We start from the raw sequence: 16,639 nt of genomic DNA, 5'->3' as shown, positions 1-16,639 counted from the left end.
AAAAACTTTACCTAGTACTATAAATAAATATTATAATAAATTATATAATATTTGACAAAATTGATTTAAATATATATAATTATAAATAAGAAAAACTTATTTTAAATAGGAATAAAAATGAACAAATTTGATAAAATAAAACTTTTTTGTAGAAAGTTTAGAATAGCTATAGGGATTATTTTAATTTTGGCTGGGATTTTTACAGGTATTGCGTGGTTTTATTTAGGTGTTATACCTTTGATTGCAGGACTTGCTAACTTTTGTCCTTTATGTAAAATTACAAAAAAGTGTACGATATAGACTCTTTGAGTCTATACCCAAATATTATCTATAAGTCTTGTGGTACCCACTTTACAAGCAATTAGTATAATTGTATTTTTTGCTTCTATTGTTTGAATCTCTTCAAAATCTCTATTTACAATAGCAACATATTCTACATCAAGATTTGACATAACTTCGTACATCTTGTCTTTTATAGTTTTGCTATCTCTTTGTCCTTTTGTAATTGATACTATTGTCACATTTAAAGATTTTGAAATGGCTAATGCCTCTTTTCTCTCCTCTTGTGTTAAATAAACATTTCTAGAACTCATAGCAAGTCCATCTTGCTCTCTTATGATTTCACATTCCACTATGTTTATTGGCAAAAAAAGGTTTTTAACCATTTGAGAGATAAGTGAGAGTTGTTGAGCATCTTTTTTTCCAAAATAAGCATTGCTAGGTTGAACTAAATTAAATAGTTTTAATACAACTTGTAAAACACCATCATAATGTCCTGGTCTTTTTTCACCTTCAAGTATAAAGCTAGATATTTTTGGAGCTTTTATTAAAACTTCATCATCACATTTGTACATTGTATTAATTTCTGGCATAAATAGATAATCAACTTTACAAAGTTCACAGATTTTTTTATCAGCAGCATCTCGTCTTGGATATTTATCTAAGTCTTCATTTACAGAAAATTGAGTTGGATTAACGAAAATTGAAACAATAACAATATCATTATCTTCTCTTGCATTTTTTATTAGAGAGATATGCCCCTCATGTAAAGCACCCATAGTTGGAACAAAACCAATTGTTCCACTTAACTCTTTTCTTATAGTCTGTAATTCTTCTATTGTGTTAATTATTTTCAATAAAATTCCTTAAAATTAGTTCCTAATTTAAAGGAACTTTTGTCTTTTACAATTTCTTTTATGGATGGAAGTAAATTCCATCTAAAGAAACAAACCCTAAAGAGAGTAACGAGTTACTCTTTTTATTTTGTATCAAAATTTGGATTGAGTTTTAATAAAACTAAATCAGCTAAAATATTTCCAAGTAGGGTTAAAAATGCCCCAATAATCAATATCCCCATAATAACTGGATAATCATGAGCTAAGGCACTATGAAAAAATAGTAAGCCCATACCATCTATTGAAAATATTGATTCAAGTATAACTGAACCCCCAATAATACCTGGAAGTGATAATCCAAGTATGGTTATAACTGGTGGATATAGGTTTGGTAAGATATAGTATCTTAGTATTTGATTTTTACTCAATCCTCTAGCTTTTGCAAAAAAGATATAATCACTTTTTAGTATTTCAATAGTTAGGGATCTAATATATAAAATCAAACTTCCAATTCCTGCAAAAACTATTATAAAAATTGGTAAAATCAAATGCCATGCAAAATCCAAATAATAGTTTAAACTACCATCATCTCTCACACTATGTAATCCTGCTATTGGCAAAACTTCTAAATTCATAGCAAATATCAATACTGCTAAAAGTGCTAGATAAAAGGAAGGCATAGAAAAACTTAGAAGTGATAATTGTCCAGTAAACTTATCAAATAAAGATGATTTATTAAGAGCTGATTTTATTCCTAAATATAGCGAAATAATAAAGATTAAAACCATTGAGATGATGTTTATAGTGAGTGTTATAGGAATTCTATTTAGAATCTCATTTTTTACCATTTCTCCTGAACTAAAAGAGATACCAAAATCAAGTTGAACTATTGCAAAAATCCATGAAAAAAATTGTACATAAAGAGGTTTATCCAAACCATAAATAGATTTTAAGTGCTCAATTGATTCTTGAGTGATATTTGGATTTAACTCTCCACTTGCAAAAAATGAGTTTGGTGCAAGATGAATTGCTAAAAATGATATAAGGCTAATAATAAATAGCATAATGATAAGGTATAATAATTTTTTAAATAGAATATTCATGGATGTATTATACATCTACATAGGTTAAAAATGATTGGTATTGATGTTGTAAGTATAAATAGAATTGAAAAAATGTACGAAAAGTTTGGAAAAAAAGCTTATCATAAATATTTAAATGAAAATGAAATAAAATTAATAAAAAAAATAGAAACAGCAGCAGGTTTTTGGGCTGCCAAAGAAGCAGCAAGTAAAGCTTTGGGTTGTGGCATTGGCGAAGAGTGTGCTTTTCATGATATTTTGCTTTCAAAAACACCTAAAAATGCACCTTTTATAACTTTTTCAAAAAAGGTTTTAGAAAAATTCTCAATAAAAAAAGCCCATGTATCAATAAGCCATGACAATGGTTTTGCAATAGCTGTTGTTGCTTTAGAGAAGTAATTACTTCATATGAAAAAAAGGGTTTATTTAAATATAAAGTTCTTACTTTTTTCTTCTCTTCTTCTCGTTTTAGCTGGATGTACTAGCATAATAGGACCAAATGATTCTAATATTGAATCAAATAGTTGTGACTATAAAAAAATAGATGAAAAAATAAAAGATGACAATAACACTATTCTTTGGGCTATAAAAGGTGGCTCCAAAGCTAGAAATTGCCTAAATTATCAAAAGAGTAATAACTTTTTTGATAGAGCAGAAAGCTCATATAAAGAAATGGTTGATAAAGATTCAACTATGAAAAATATCTTAGAAAGTTCAGTAAGTATTTTAGTAAATAATAATGCCAATGAATATGAAGGTAATACTTATGAAAAGGTTATGCTTAATACCTACAAAGCACTAAATTTTGCAAGTTTAAATGACTCCCAAAACGCAAGAGTAGAATTTAATAGAGCCTTAGATAGACAAAGAAGAGCAAAAGAGTATTTTAGTGATGAAATAAAAGATAAAAAAGAAGAGTTATCTAGTAAAAATCAAGAAAATGAAGCAAAAGATGTTGTTTATAAAGAGTATGACTCTTTACTAAATGATTTTAAGGCCTATCCTAATTTTATAAATCCTTTTGTTAATTATATTGCAGGCATTTATTTTTTACTAGAAGGTGATGGAATAAAAGCCAGAGACTTATTGAAAGAGTCGTATGAAATGAACCCTTTAAATGAGCAGATAAAAAGTGATTTTGAATTAAGTCAAAAATATTTAAGTTCATTTAAAAATTCAAAAGAAAATTATGCTTGGATTATCTATGAAAATGGAGAAGGCGTGATAAAAGATGAAATAAGAATCAATATTCCTTTGTTTATATTTACAAATAATGTGATATATACAGGTATGGCTTTACCAAAAATCATTGAAAGAAGTAGTTCATATGCTTATTTAGAAGTGAACAATGAAAAAACCACTGAGATAAGCGATATGGATAGGGTAATTAAAACAGAATTTAAAAAGAAGTTTCCAAAAGTTTTAAGTGAAGCTATAGCTAATACTATTTCAAAAACAGTAGCCCAAAAACAATTAAATGATAAAAGCCCATTAGGTGGATTTTTAGGCTTCTTATATCAAAATCTGACAAATAAGGCTGATATTAGGTCCTGGAGTAACTTACCTAAAAACTTTCAAAGTTTAAGATTGAAATTAAATGAAAAAGCAATAGAAATTAAAAATAATCAAGGTAAAATTATAAAAGAAGTTTTAATTCCAAAAGGGAAAAATGCATTGATATATGTAAAGTCCCAAAATATAGGAAATGAGATAGTTCATGAAGTTTTATTTTAAGGAGATGAAAGTATGAAAAAAGTTTATTTATTAATTGGTATATTAAGTCTTGTATTATTTTCAGGTTGTGCTCAAAAAGAGATGGAAGTAGTAAGTGATTCGCATATAATTATTGAAGATTCATCATTAGATAGATGGTTAAAACTAGAAAGAGTAAATCATGTTAAAAGACATGATGGGTTTATACTTCTTGAAGCAAAATTTAAAAATACTTCATCAACAAATAAAAAAGTAGTTTATAAAATAGATTGGTTAGATAGAAATGGCTTTAGTGAAAGAAGTATATTATCAAAATGGAAAATTGCTGAAGTTGAAGCAAAAAGAGGATTTATGATTCGTGCTATTTCTCCTTCAATAAGAGCAGAAAATTTTGAAATAAGATTACAAGAACCAACTCAAGATGATATGAAAAGAAAAGATAGTTATTCTACAGAATACCAAAATTAAGGAAAACAATGAAAAATAAAAAATTAATAATTTCAACAATATTTATAGGAACACTTTTATTTACAGCTTGTAGTCAAAAACCTGAGTACTTGCCAGAAAACTCTCCAAAGTCTTCAATTGTAACTATGGGAATTGATAGACAAGATTTTGAAAAAGCAGCTAGTGATATGGCCTCTTCTTTATTAAAAAGTGGAGCTTTAAATAAAAATTCTGGTGGTAAGTATGTTGTTATGATGAGTGATATTGTTAATGATACTACTCAAAGAATTGATGTGAAATTTTTGACTAAAAAGATGAGAATTGCGATATTAAACTCTAAAAAAGCAATAATGACATCAGCTGTTGGAACTCAAAGAGATGATTTAGCACAAGATACTAGAGCATTAAGAGACAATGATGAGTTCAAGAAAAGTACAGTGATTAAAAAAAACACACTTTATGCTCCTGAGTTATCTCTTTCGGGAAATATCTTACAAAGAACAGCTAAAGCAAATGAAGATGAGCAAATAGTTGAATACTATTTCCAACTTTCAATGACAGATATAAAAACTGGACTTGTAACTTGGGAAGATGAGGTAGTTATAGGGAAAATTGGCTCAAATGATACTGTAACTTGGTAAGTTAGTTATAGGGAGTTCCCTATAATTAATTTCTTGCTAAATATCTCTCAAGGATTATTTTAGCTGCAAGGGAATCCACTCTCCCATCTCTTTTATATTTTATATCACCTTTCATTAAATCTTCTGCTTCTATTGAGCTCATGTTTTCTTCTTGAAAAATTATTTCACCTTCGAAATTTAAGAGTGTCATAAAGTGCTTAACTCTTTTTTGCATATCTTCACTAGAACTTGGAAAGCCTACAATGAGTTTTTCTATTTCCCACTCTTTTAAAAACTTATCCACATCATTTGATGCTTGATTTCTATTTTTTCTTAAGATAGCAGTTTGTGGGGTAACTATAGTCTTTGTAAGGCTTAGTGCTACGCCAATTCTTTTTAATCCTATATCAATAGAGGCTAATTTCAATCTCTGTCCTTATCTTTGCTTTGCAACCGTAAAGTAATCATTTTAGTATAATTTTGGTAATATATATCTTTTTTAAAAATATAAACAATGATATATGAGTAGGATAAACGATGAAATTAGCTGTATTTGATTTTGATTCAACTTTGATGGATGGTGAGACTATTGATTTTTTGGCAAAACCTTTAGGTCTTGAAGAAAAAGTTGCAAAAATCACAGAAGAAGCCATGGCAGGAAGATTGGACTTTTTTGAGTCACTTATTGAAAGGGTGGCTTTGTTAAAAGGTTTGGAAAACTCTTTGGCTGTGGATATTTGTAAAAACTTACCACTTATGCCAGGAGCAATGGAAACTGTAGCAAAACTAAAAGAGCAAGGCTATAAAGTAGTATGTTTTTCTGGTGGCTTTAGAATAGGAACAACTCCTGCAAAAGATAAACTTGGAATTGATGCTGATTTTTCTAACATTTTACACCACAAAGATGGTCTTTTAACAGGACTAGTTGGTGGAGATATGATGTTTGGATTTTCAAAAGGTGATATGATTCAAAGAGTTCAAGCTATGCTTGGAGTTTCAAAAGAGAATACTTTGGTTGCAGGAGATGGAGCAAATGATGTATCTATGTTTCCATATGCCAATAAAAGAGTTGCTTTTTGTGCAAAAGAGATTTTGAAAAAAGAGGCAAATATTATTGTGGATACAAAAGATTTGACACAAATCTTGAAACATATCTAAAATTAAAGCGTCTTCTGACGCTCTTTAGGATTTGTTTCTTTAGATGGAATTTATTTCCATCGTTAAAAGAAATAAAAAAATGAAAGGTCCCTTTTTATAGGGACTATTAAAAGGAGTTAAAATGAGTTTAAAAGAAGATATAAATTTTTCATTATGGTGCGATTTTATAGAAAGAGATTTTTTAGAGAAACAATTTCAAGATTTGATAAAAGATGAGGTTATTCAAGGTGCAACATCAAACCCTGCAATTTTTGCTTCATCTATTTCAAACTCTGTTGCATATAAGCAACAACTTGAAATCCTACAAGCAAACAATGCTAAAACTATATATGAAGAACTAGCAATGACAGATATTAAAAGAGCAGCTGAAGTTTTAGATGCAATGCATAAAGATGATTATGATGATGGGTTTATTTCACTTGAAGTTGATCCAACATTGTGCGATGATGCAAATGGGACTATTGAAGAGGGAGTTAGACTTTTTAAAACTATTGGTCATGACAATGTTATGATAAAAGTACCAGCTACAAAAGCTGGATATATTGCTATGGAAGAGTTGACTTCACAAGGTATAAATGTAAATGCAACTTTGATTTTTTCACCCCAACAAGCAATTAATTGTTCAAAAGCACTAAATGCTGGAATGGAAAAATCAGTTGCAGAGTGCAAAGCTGTTGTTTCTATTTTTGTATCAAGATTTGATAGATTGTGTGATAATGAATTTAGAGCAAAAGGTATTGAGACTTCTAGACTTGGTATTATAAATGCTGTAAAATGTTATCATGAAATAAATAAATTCAAAAATAAAAACATAAGAGCACTTTTTGCAAGTACTGGCGTAAAAGGTGACGAGTTAGAGTCAACATATTACGTAGATAACTTACTTTATCCAAATAGTGTAAATACTGCACCCTTAGCTACGATTGAAGATTATATATCAAGTGGTAGCAAGGAAGCTAGTAAAATAATTAGTGAAAATGATTGTGATGAATTCTTTAAAATGTTGTCAAAACATGGTATTGATATAAATGAAATCTATAATACTTTATTAACAGAAGGTTTAGATGCATTTAAAGTCTCATTTGAAGAGCTTTTATCAAAAATAAAAGCATAAAAATAATTTAAAAGAAAAGGTATATTATGAATAATTGGAATCCAGGTTCTTGGAGAGATTTACCTATTAAACAACAACCAACTTATAACGATATAGAAAAACTTACAAAAGTGGAAAAAGAGCTATCTTCATACCCTCCACTAATTTTTGCAGGGGAAGCTAGAAACCTAAAAAGTCAATTGGCAGATGTTGTTGAAGGGAAAGCTTTTTTACTTCAAGGTGGAGATTGTGCAGAATCATTTGATGCATTTAATGCAAATAACATCAAAGACTTATTTAAAGTAATGATGCAAATGGCAGTTGTATTGACTTTTTCAGGTGGTTGTCCTGTTGTAAAAGTTGGAAGAATAGCAGGTCAATTTGCAAAACCAAGAAGTGATGACTTTGAAAATATCAATGGAATAGCACTACCTTCATACAGAGGTGATATTGTAAACTCTGTTAAATTTGATGAAAAATCAAGATTACCAAAACCTAAGAAACTTTTAAAAGCATATAACCAAAGTGCAGCTACACTAAACCTTTTAAGAGCTTTTTCAAGAGGTGGGATGGCAGATTTACATCAAGTTCATGAGTGGAATTTAGGTTTTATTAAAGATCATACTTTAGGCGTAAAATATGATGAGTTAGCAAATAAGATTTCTGAAACTTTAGCATTTATGAAAGCTTGTGGAATAACTTCAGAAAATACACAACAACTAAATCAAACTACACTTTATACTTCACATGAAGCACTTCTTCTTAACTATGAAGAAGCACTTACAAGAAGAGATTCTTTAACTGGTGATTGGTATGATTGTTCTGCTCATATGTTATGGATAGGAGATAGAACAAGAGAACTTGATGGGGCACATTTAGAGTACTTTAGAGGTATTAAAAATCCAATAGGATGTAAAGTTGGTCCTTCTATGAAAGAGGATGAATTGATTAAATTAATTGATGCTCTAAATCCTGAAAATGAAGCTGGAAGATTAAATCTTATTGTAAGAATGGGAGCTGAAAAAATAGGCGACATTTATCCAAACCTATTAAAAAGAGTAAAAGCTGAAGGCAAAAAAGTATTATGGTCAAGTGACCCTATGCATGGAAATACAATTAAAACTGATAATGGATACAAAACAAGAGATTTTGAATCAGTATTAGGTGAAGTTAAACAGTTCTTCCAAATCCATAAAGCAGAGGGTACAGTTGCAGGTGGAATTCATCTTGAAATGACAGGACAAAATGTAACTGAGTGTACAGGAAGTGCTAGTTCTGCTATTACTCAAGAAGGACTTGCAAGTAGATATCACACTCAATGTGACCCACGATTAAATGCTGACCAAGCATTGGAACTGTCATTTATGATTGCTGAAACTTTAAAAGAAGCTAGAAAATAAGTATTTATAAGAGAAGAGTTTTTCTCTTCTTCTTTTCCCCAAATTAGTCTGCAAAGATAGCTAAGGAAAATATATGTATAAAGAGATTATAAAAAGAACTTTAGATTTGCTTTTTGAGAAAAAAAATATTTTGATAAAAGCTTTATCTATTCCCTTTTTTTTATTGTGTGTGATTGAGTTTTATAGTACCTATGGCATTAGCAAAACTACAAGTCCTTACTATGTATATGCCTTAGTTGCTTTATCTTTTCTTATTACAATTGTTATGTCAATTAATGTACATAGAATATTACTTTTATCAAAAGATGATATACCCACTTGGGGTGCTTATACATTTGGAAGAAGAGAATTTACTTTTATTTTAAAAGGAATTGGACTTGGGATACTTTTAGGACTTACTTTTTTTGTATTATATTTTATTGCTATGTTTTTAGGAAAAGCTGTTCAAAGCCTTTTGGGCTCTAGCTTTGCCTCTATTTATAGTGTAGGTATTACTATTATAATTGTAGTTTTCATTGGAACTGTTTTTTCAAGAATATCTCTAATATTTCCTGCCATTTCAATAGATAAAGCAATTGATTTTTCTGATGCTTTTGAACTAACAAAAAACTATAAACTTTTAGTTTTTGTAACAGTACTTGTTATACCTGTTTTTTTTGCAGTAGTAGTTGGCTTTGTATATGGCTTGGCAATTGAATTTCTTATGGCCCTAATCTCTGAAAAGTTAAGTATTTTATACTCTTTACTAAATGTTTTTATTACAGTTTTTACAATTGGCTTTTTGTCTGTAACTTATGAATATATAATTAGTAAACAAGAAGTTATTGAAGTAGAAGAAAAACTAAATGAAATAGAGTTTTTTCATGATGAGAATAACTTCAAGATGGTTATTGATGAGAGATATGATATTACTTTTGAACAAATTAAAGAAGATCTATTACAACAATACAAACCATTAGATTTTGATGAAATTGTAGTGGATAAAGAGACCTCTTTTATGTTGAAAAACAAAGATAATCAAGAGTCTTATATCCTAGTAACTCATATGAATAATGAATTTATAGTAGAAACCTTCAATGTAAAAGAAAAACCTATTTTGAGTTTAGATTGATTTATTCTTCTAAAATAATATAAAAACTACATAACCTGAAAGTAAATAAGTACTTCTAATATTTTCTTTTTTTTAAGTTTTAATGGATTAGAATAAAAGAAAAAGGGGTACATTATGGAACTAACTGGCATAACATTAGATTTTTTTGATAAAAGAACTTGTGGATTATTACCTGATTTATGCTTTCAATGGGATATCAGATATGATGAACTTAGTGATAATGAAGAACTTTTAGAGTATTGGCAAAAACATGTAGATAATATCTTTAAACAAACTAAAAATGTTATTTACGTAAATAATGACAATGGGAGGTCACTGCTATATTCAGCCGATAAAGATGCTATTGCAATAATCTCAAAAGAGTTTAAAGACTTAGAACTACAAAAAATCACTTATGCAGAGATTGTCTCTTCTGAAAGTGGTATTTTTCATGATTATTTAGCTTAGTTTTTAGATATTTTGATTTGAAAGTAGAATATTTTTAGTATAAAGAGACTTATAAAAAAGTCTCTTTATACACATCTTCATTAAATGCTACAACAACTTTATCATCAAACTCAATAACTGGTCTTTTGAAAAGCATTGGCTCTTTACATAACCACTCAAATTTACCATTTTCATCTAAGTTTAACTCTTTGAGTTTAAGTGTTTTATATTTAGTACCTTTTGAATTAAAAAGGACATTTATATCTGATTTCTCAGTCCAAGATTTTACTTTTTGGGCAGTTGGAGTATCTTTTTTAAAATCAAAAAAATCTACTTCTATGTTATTTTCTTTAAAAAATTTTAGGGCTTTTTGCACACTTCCACAGGTTTTTATTCCATAAACAGTAATCACAATAAAGCTTTACTCTATAATTTTTGGAACTATAAAGTATCCATCTTCACTTTTTGGAGCGTGTGAAAGTATGTGTTTAGACATCTCTAAATCTTGACTAGAAATATCTTCTCTAAGTGGAGTTCCACCTTCAACTGTTGTAAAAGTAGCATCAATATGGCTTACATCAATTTCATTTAAGTTCTCAACGAAATTAATAATATCACCTAGTTCTTTTTTTAGTGATTCTCGTTTGTTTTCATCTATTTCTAAACTAGAAAGTTTTGCTAGTTTAGAAATTGTACTATCATCAATAGTCATCTGTATTGTCCTTTTAAATGTACATTTTTTATATTCTAACCAAAAAGAGTTTTGTCTGTGTTTAATTAAGACTAAATCTCAATGCCTCTTTTTTTATAGAACTCTTTTTTAAACTCTACCCAATTATCAGCTAAGATAGCCTTTCTAGCTTCTTTCATAAGAGTTAAATAGTAGTGGATATTATGTAGAGTGGCAAGCCTGTAATAAGTGATTTCACCTGCTCTAAAAAGATGATTTAAATATGCCTTTGTAAAGTTTTGGCAAGTGTAACATTCACATGCAGGGTCAATAGGCTCTCCATCATCTTTAAATTTTGCATTTTTAATTGCTATTTTTCCATAAGTAGTAAAGAGTGAACCATTTCTTGCATTTCTTGTGGGCATTACACAATCAAACATATCAACGCCACGTTCAATGTTTTCTATTAAATCCTCAGGTGTTCCAACACCCATAAGATATCTAGGTTTATCTTGGGGCATAAAGTCTGTTGTCCACTCAACAGTTTCATACATATCAGCATTTGGTTCACCAACACTTAATCCCCCAATTGCAAATCCATCATAATCACTAAGTGCACAAAGTTGTTCGGCACTTAATTTTCTAAACTCTTTATCTGTTCCACCTTGAATTATGGCAAAAATATTTTGATCTACTCCTATGCCTTTTTCTTGTTGACTTTTATGATAAGTTATAGCTTTTTTTGCCCAGTCTGTTGTTCTTTCAATTGAGGTTCTAATTCTCTCTTTTGTATTAGGAAGTGCCACTAAATCATCTAATATCATCATAATATCACTTCCAAGTTCATATTGAGTATCAAGTACACTTTCAGGGGTGAAATAGTGTTTGCTTCCATCTATGTGTGATTTAAACATGATTCCATTTTCATCTGGTTTTGACTTAGTTCCTAGTGAAAAAGCTTGAAAACCACCAGAATCAGTTAAAAAGGATTTTGGAAATTTAGAAAAGCCATGTAAGCCACCAAATTTTTTAATTATTTTACTTCCTGGGCGTAAATATAAGTGATAAGTATTTCCTAGAATAATTTGTGCCCCAAGACTTAGCATATCGTTAGCATCGAGTGCTTTTACTGTAGCTTGAGTTCCTACAGGCATAAATACAGGTGTTTGAATAGTACTATGAGCTGTTTTAATTGTACAGGCTCTTGTTTTGTGAAAAGATTTTCCATCTATGTTAAATTGCATTAATAATTTTCCTTTAAAAATGGGGATTATACCATTTAAATTTGTATTAATAAATTAAAAGCAATATGATAAAACACACTATCAGTAAGAAAAAGATATAATATCTTAATGAAAAAGATATTAATTATATTAGATGGTATTGTTGCTAAAAAATTGCTTCAAAGAATTATTGAAACAAACACTGGTGATAACTCCTATGATGTTATATACATGAATGATGCTATTTTAACTGATAAAAGACCTTCAAATTTTACGTTTTTTAAGTTTGATCCCACATCAAAATCAAAACTAGCAATGGTATTAGATAAAGATCTTCATGCCCAAGCTCTTATTGCTCTTAACTCAAAAGATGAGATGTTAAGTGTGATTGAAAATATAAAAGAAGAAAAACCTAAAATGCAAATGAGTATTTTGGATTATTGGGGGATTGATATTTCTGATCAGTACATAAATATCTACAAAGGGATTGATGTACTTGCAAATGGTATGGTTGAAAGACTTCCAAATATTCCAGTTGTTGCCCAAAATATAGGTTTAAAGCAGGGTGAAATAATGGAGATAAGAATTCCATTTGGAAGTTCTTATGCCTATAGATATATAGGCTCAATTGAGCAGCGAGAATGGAAAATATTTGGTCTTTATAGAAAACAACAATTAATAAAAATCAAGCCATCTCTTATCTTAAAACCAAATGACGTTATTTTGATAATTGGTAAACCAGAAGTTTTGATGCAAGTATACAATGCCGTTGGGAAAACACAAGGGCAGTTTCCTATGCCTTTTGGACATAACTTATATCTGTATTTAGATCTCTATTTACAAACAGTTGATACTGTTAAAAAATGTGTTTTAGAGGTAAAGTATCTAAATCAATTAATAAAAAACCAAAAATTAATTGTAAGAGTTACAAGACCAACTACAGTTGGATTGATGCGATTTATAAATGAAGAATTAAGAGATGAAGACAATCTTATTTTAGAAATAGATTATGCAAATAGAGGCTTTGATGCACTATTGAAAAAAGATTTAAAGAGTTTTGATATAGGTTTAATGATGATTTCTTATGAACTATTTAAAAATAAAGAGGGGATTTCAAAACTAGTAGATTTAAGAATACCTATTTTTAAATCAGGTTTTGGAGATGTTACAAAAATAAAAAATAGTGTAATTTTATTAAATGATACAAAATCTTATGAACAAATCTCTCCAATAGTCTTTGATGTTTCAAGTCAGTTAAAACTTAAAACAAAAATATTTGATATGGATCCAACAGGGCAAGATGATAAGTCAAATATTTTGGATCATTTTGAGAACTTAGCAAAAATATTTGGACAAAAAGTAGAGATAATATCAAAAGAGAAAAATCCAATAAGAGAGTTGAAAAATCAAAAAAATATATTACAAATCTTACCACTAAAAAAAGATATGTTTATAAAAAGAAATTTAAGTAGGTTTTTTTATACAAACTCTGATTTGTTATCTTTTGATATAAAACGAAACAATCAACTTCTAATCCCAGTAGTAGAAAATTAAATAAAGGTAAGAGATGGTATTTGAAAAATATCCTTTTGAGAAATTAAATGAATTATTAGCAGAAATTGAACCAAGTAGTTCATATGAAGCAAGTGCATTAACAATAGGTGAACCACAGTTTGATACACCACAGTTTATTCAAGATAGTTTGGCTGAAAATGCAAAGTACCTAAGAAACTATCCAAAAACTGCAGGGGAAAACTTCTTAAGTGAGGCGATGATTGGTTTTGTAAATAAAAGATTTAATGTTAAATTAGAACAAAATCAGATTATTCCTTGTTTTGGTACTAGGGAGGTTTTATTTAACTTCCCACAGTTTTATTTGTTTGATAAAACTGAACCCACTATTGCTTTTACAAATCCTTTTTATCAAATCTATGAAGGTTCTGCAATAGCAAGCAGGGCAGAAGTTGTTCATATAAACTTAACTAAAGAAAATGATTATAAAGCATTTTTAGATGATGAAACTCTTAAAAAATGCGATTTAGTAGTGTTAAATTATCCAAATAACCCAACCTCTGCCAATATGAGTAAAGAAGAGTTGGCCCTTTGGGTTAAAAAGGCTTTAGAGTTTGATTTTGTTTTGATAAATGATGAGTGTTATTCAGAGATTTATTTTGATGAAGAAAATAAACCTTGCTCACTTTTAGAAGCTAGTATACATGCTGGAAACAGTGAATTTAAAAATATACTAGTACTTAACTCTATTTCAAAAAGAAGTTCTGCCCCAGGACTAAGAAGTGGATTTATAGCTGGTGATGCAGATATTTTAAAAGATTATATGAAGTATAGAACTTATGTAGGCTGTGCTGCACCAATTCCCTTGCAACATGCAGCAGCTACTGCTTGGAGTGATGAAGAGCATGTGCAAGTTTTTAGAGATATCTATAAAAAGAACTTTGAATTAGCACGAGAGATTTTAGGCATAGATATGCCGCAAGCGACTTTTTATATTTGGTTAAAAGTTGATGATGAGTTAGAGTTTACAAAAAACTTATACAAAGAAAAAAATATAAAAGTATTACCTGGAAGTTTCTTAGGAAGAGAAGGAATAGGAAAAGGTTATGTAAGAATAGCCTTAGTAGAAAATGCAGAGAAAACAAAAGAGGTATTAAATAGATTGAAGGATTTTATGAATGACTAACGAAGAGCTAAATGAAGCTAGAACAAACCCAGATTTTATAAATTATTTAGAAAAAACAAAAGAAGATGCGATTCAAACTAAAAATATCTCAGCACTTTATGAAGTTTTAGATTCTTTATTAATTTTAGATTTAGAACAAGAGAAGATAAATACAGTTTATGAAAATATTTTAAAAATCTCTTTTGAAAATGTAGAAAAAATCGTAAATAGTGGTAAAAAAATAGTTTTAGAAAATGATGAACTTTATTATACTAGATCATTTTATGAACATGCCATCGAAAAATGGAGTTATAACGACCTAAAAGGGGCAAAAGAGTTATTTTTTGTCTTAGCAAATGTGACAGATGATGAGGTTTTAGGTGATGCGTTAAATGTTCACTTAGTTGCTTGTTCAAAAGAGTTTGACTTAGATAAATTTTATGATGAAAAAGTAAATACAAACAATATGCCAATAGATGAAAAGTATGGTTATTTTATAACTTCTTTTAATTTTGAAACAAAAGATTTTTTAGAAAAAAATAGTGAAGTTCTAAAAACTGAATATACAAATTTAAAATATTTATTGGATTAAGATGAAAGTACACTTTATAGGTATTGGTGGAATAGGTCTTTCTGCCTTGGCGAGATTTTTAAAGCATAGTGGGCATGAAGTTAGTGGTTCTGATATGAAAGAAACTCCCATAACAAATGAGTTAAAAGCAGAGGGAATAACTGTTTATTCTCCCCAAAGTGCTTCAAATATAAAAGACCCAGAAGTTGTGATTTATTCAGCTGCTGTTACAGATGAAAATCCAGAATTAATAGAGTCTAGAATTAGACAAATAAGAACAATATCAAGAAAAGAGGCATTGCCTATTATACTAGGTGATAGGAAGAATTATTGTGTAGCAGGTGCACATGGCAAATCTACTACGACTTCTATTTTAGCTTCTATTTTAGACTCAACTGCAATAATTGGAGCTATTTCGAAAGATTTTGGTTCAAACTTTAGATATAAAAATGGAATAGTTGCCTTTGAGGCAGATGAGAGTGATGCAAGTTTTATACTTTCAAATCCATATTGTTCTATTGTAACAAATGCAGAGCCTGAACATATGGAGTATTATAACTATGATTATGAAAAGTTTTTTGATACATACAAAAAGTTTATCAATCTTGGTGTTCATAAAGTAATAAATGCAGAAGATGAGTACATTAAGAAACTTGAGATAGAAGAGGCTACAAAACTTTATCCAAGTGTTGATATAAAAAATATCTCATATATTTTGCAAGATGATGAGCCTTTCACAAAATTTGAGTTAAAAGATTTAGGTTATTTTGAAGTTTGGGGATTTGGCTATCATATAGCAGTTAATACTTCATTGGCAATATTAGCAGCACTAAATGAACTTGATGTTGAAGAGATAAGAGAAAATCTTAAAAGTTATAAGGGTATCAAAAAAAGATTTGATATTTTACAAAAGTGCGATAAATTTGTTTTAATAGATGATTATGCTCATCACCCAACAGAAATAGAAGCTACAATTAAATCAGTAGAGTTATATGATAATTTGAAAAACCTTAATAAAAGAGTGATTATTTGGCAACCACACAAATATAGCAGAACCTATGATAATCTAGAAGGTTTTAAGAAATGTTTTAAAGGCTGCGATGAACTAATTATTTTACCTATTTGGACAATACCAGGTGAGCATGTTTTAGAAATAGATTTTAAAAAAGAATTTAAGCAGTATAATCCAATCTTTGCTGATAAAGTGCTTGCAAAAAATTGTGAAATAGATATTATAAAAGATAATAAAGTTATAAAAACATATAATGAAGGTATTGTAGTTGGTGTAGGGGCAGGAGATATTACTTATCAATTAAGGGATATTTTAAAATAG

General features: G+C 29.0%; 20 protein-coding genes. 14 read left to right on the top strand and 6 right to left on the bottom strand.

The genetic code is table 11. The annotated features are described in order from the left end of the window. The first annotated feature begins 117 nt into the window (after positions 1-117). Positions 118-300, top strand: a complete 183-nt coding sequence (locus tag ACNI28_RS05105; protein WP_419766114.1) for a YgaP-like transmembrane domain — start codon at positions 118-120, stop codon at positions 298-300. Between the two features lie 11 nt (positions 301-311). On the opposite strand, the gene panC is transcribed toward ACNI28_RS05105, so the two are convergent. Together panC and ACNI28_RS05095 are read right to left on the bottom strand one after the other, a co-directional pair. Further along, a complete protein-coding gene (gene panC, locus ACNI28_RS05100) occupies positions 312-1,136 on the bottom strand; it encodes a pantoate--beta-alanine ligase (protein WP_419766112.1) in 825 nt (274 codons plus the stop codon). A 122-nt stretch (positions 1,137-1,258) separates the two neighbouring features. Further along, the gene (locus ACNI28_RS05095) at positions 1,259-2,218 is read right to left on the bottom strand and encodes an ABC transporter permease (protein ID WP_419766110.1); all 960 of its coding nucleotides are present in this window, start codon (positions 2,216-2,218) and stop codon (positions 1,259-1,261) included. A gap of 30 nt (positions 2,219-2,248) precedes the next feature. Between ACNI28_RS05095 and acpS the strand changes: the two genes are divergently transcribed. The 4 genes from acpS to lpoB are packed head-to-tail and all read left to right on the top strand — an operon-like array spanning position 2,249 to position 4,998. Further along, positions 2,249-2,596, top strand: coding sequence for a holo-ACP synthase (gene acpS / locus ACNI28_RS05090; RefSeq protein WP_419766108.1), 348 nt, complete (start codon positions 2,249-2,251; stop codon positions 2,594-2,596). 9 nt (positions 2,597-2,605) lie between these two features. Beyond that, positions 2,606-3,931 (top strand): COG3014 family protein, encoded by a 1,326-nt coding sequence (locus ACNI28_RS05085; protein ID WP_419766106.1) that lies wholly within the window; start codon positions 2,606-2,608, stop codon positions 3,929-3,931. 12 nt (positions 3,932-3,943) lie between these two features. Continuing rightward, a complete protein-coding gene (locus ACNI28_RS05080) occupies positions 3,944-4,378 on the top strand; it encodes a DUF1425 domain-containing protein (RefSeq protein WP_419766105.1) in 435 nt (144 codons plus the stop codon). Between the two features lie 8 nt (positions 4,379-4,386). Continuing rightward, on the top strand, positions 4,387-4,998 hold the full coding sequence (gene lpoB, locus ACNI28_RS05075) for a penicillin-binding protein activator LpoB (RefSeq protein WP_419766103.1): 612 nt from the start codon (positions 4,387-4,389) through the stop codon (positions 4,996-4,998). A gap of 25 nt (positions 4,999-5,023) precedes the next feature. Here lpoB and ruvX read toward each other — a convergent pair whose 3' ends face one another. Then, the gene (gene ruvX / locus ACNI28_RS05070; RefSeq protein WP_419766101.1) at positions 5,024-5,404 is read right to left on the bottom strand and encodes a Holliday junction resolvase RuvX; all 381 of its coding nucleotides are present in this window, start codon (positions 5,402-5,404) and stop codon (positions 5,024-5,026) included. Between the two features lie 110 nt (positions 5,405-5,514). Between ruvX and serB the strand changes: the two genes are divergently transcribed. The 5 genes from serB (at position 5,515) to ACNI28_RS05045 (ending at position 10,186) form a co-directional block, all read left to right on the top strand. Continuing rightward, a complete protein-coding gene (serB, locus tag ACNI28_RS05065) occupies positions 5,515-6,135 on the top strand; it encodes a phosphoserine phosphatase SerB (RefSeq protein WP_419766099.1) in 621 nt (206 codons plus the stop codon). A 121-nt stretch (positions 6,136-6,256) separates the two neighbouring features. Continuing rightward, a complete protein-coding gene (locus ACNI28_RS05060) occupies positions 6,257-7,249 on the top strand; it encodes a transaldolase (RefSeq protein WP_419766097.1) in 993 nt (330 codons plus the stop codon). 26 nt (positions 7,250-7,275) lie between these two features. Beyond that, a complete protein-coding gene (locus tag ACNI28_RS05055; RefSeq protein ID WP_490715473.1) occupies positions 7,276-8,628 on the top strand; it encodes a class II 3-deoxy-7-phosphoheptulonate synthase in 1,353 nt (450 codons plus the stop codon). A 73-nt stretch (positions 8,629-8,701) separates the two neighbouring features. Further along, positions 8,702-9,739 carry a hypothetical protein gene (locus ACNI28_RS05050; protein ID WP_419766095.1) on the top strand — a complete coding sequence of 346 codons (1,038 nt, stop codon included), beginning with the start codon at positions 8,702-8,704 and terminating at the stop codon, positions 9,737-9,739. A 114-nt stretch (positions 9,740-9,853) separates the two neighbouring features. Next, the gene (locus tag ACNI28_RS05045; RefSeq protein ID WP_419766093.1) at positions 9,854-10,186 is read left to right on the top strand and encodes a hypothetical protein; all 333 of its coding nucleotides are present in this window, start codon (positions 9,854-9,856) and stop codon (positions 10,184-10,186) included. A gap of 49 nt (positions 10,187-10,235) precedes the next feature. On the opposite strand, the gene ACNI28_RS05040 is transcribed toward ACNI28_RS05045, so the two are convergent. The 3 genes from ACNI28_RS05040 to tgt form a co-directional block, all read right to left on the bottom strand. Further along, a complete protein-coding gene (locus tag ACNI28_RS05040; RefSeq protein ID WP_419766091.1) occupies positions 10,236-10,577 on the bottom strand; it encodes an arsenate reductase family protein in 342 nt (113 codons plus the stop codon). Positions 10,578-10,586: 9 nt separating this feature from the next. Next, entirely contained in the window at positions 10,587-10,877 is a 291-nt protein-coding gene (gene gatC / locus ACNI28_RS05035) for an Asp-tRNA(Asn)/Glu-tRNA(Gln) amidotransferase subunit GatC (RefSeq protein ID WP_419766090.1), read from the bottom strand. A 71-nt stretch (positions 10,878-10,948) separates the two neighbouring features. Further along, the gene (gene tgt / locus ACNI28_RS05030) at positions 10,949-12,079 is read right to left on the bottom strand and encodes a tRNA guanosine(34) transglycosylase Tgt (protein WP_419766088.1); all 1,131 of its coding nucleotides are present in this window, start codon (positions 12,077-12,079) and stop codon (positions 10,949-10,951) included. A gap of 108 nt (positions 12,080-12,187) precedes the next feature. Here tgt and ACNI28_RS05025 point away from each other — a divergent pair, with 108 nt between their 5' ends. From ACNI28_RS05025 to murC, 4 genes are read left to right on the top strand one after another with little or no spacing between them, the layout of a single operon-like run. Continuing rightward, positions 12,188-13,612 carry a COG3400 family protein gene (locus ACNI28_RS05025; RefSeq protein WP_419766086.1) on the top strand — a complete coding sequence of 475 codons (1,425 nt, stop codon included), beginning with the start codon at positions 12,188-12,190 and terminating at the stop codon, positions 13,610-13,612. Between the two features lie 13 nt (positions 13,613-13,625). Further along, positions 13,626-14,756 carry a succinyldiaminopimelate transaminase gene (locus tag ACNI28_RS05020; protein ID WP_419766084.1) on the top strand — a complete coding sequence of 377 codons (1,131 nt, stop codon included), beginning with the start codon at positions 13,626-13,628 and terminating at the stop codon, positions 14,754-14,756. Beyond that, entirely contained in the window at positions 14,749-15,327 is a 579-nt protein-coding gene (locus tag ACNI28_RS05015) for a hypothetical protein (RefSeq protein WP_419766082.1), read from the top strand. Before ACNI28_RS05020 ends, ACNI28_RS05015 begins: the two co-directional genes overlap by 8 nt. Position 15,328: 1 nt before the next feature. Continuing rightward, on the top strand, positions 15,329-16,639 hold the full coding sequence (gene murC, locus ACNI28_RS05010) for a UDP-N-acetylmuramate--L-alanine ligase (protein ID WP_419766080.1): 1,311 nt from the start codon (positions 15,329-15,331) through the stop codon (positions 16,637-16,639).

The sequence above is a fragment of the Arcobacter denitrificans (SeqCode) genome (genome assembly GCF_048571185.1).
GTDB lineage: Bacteria > Campylobacterota > Campylobacteria > Campylobacterales > Arcobacteraceae > Arcobacter > Arcobacter denitrificans.
The sequence above is the reverse complement of the archived record's forward strand: the minus strand, read 5'-3'. Positions and strand labels throughout refer to the sequence as shown.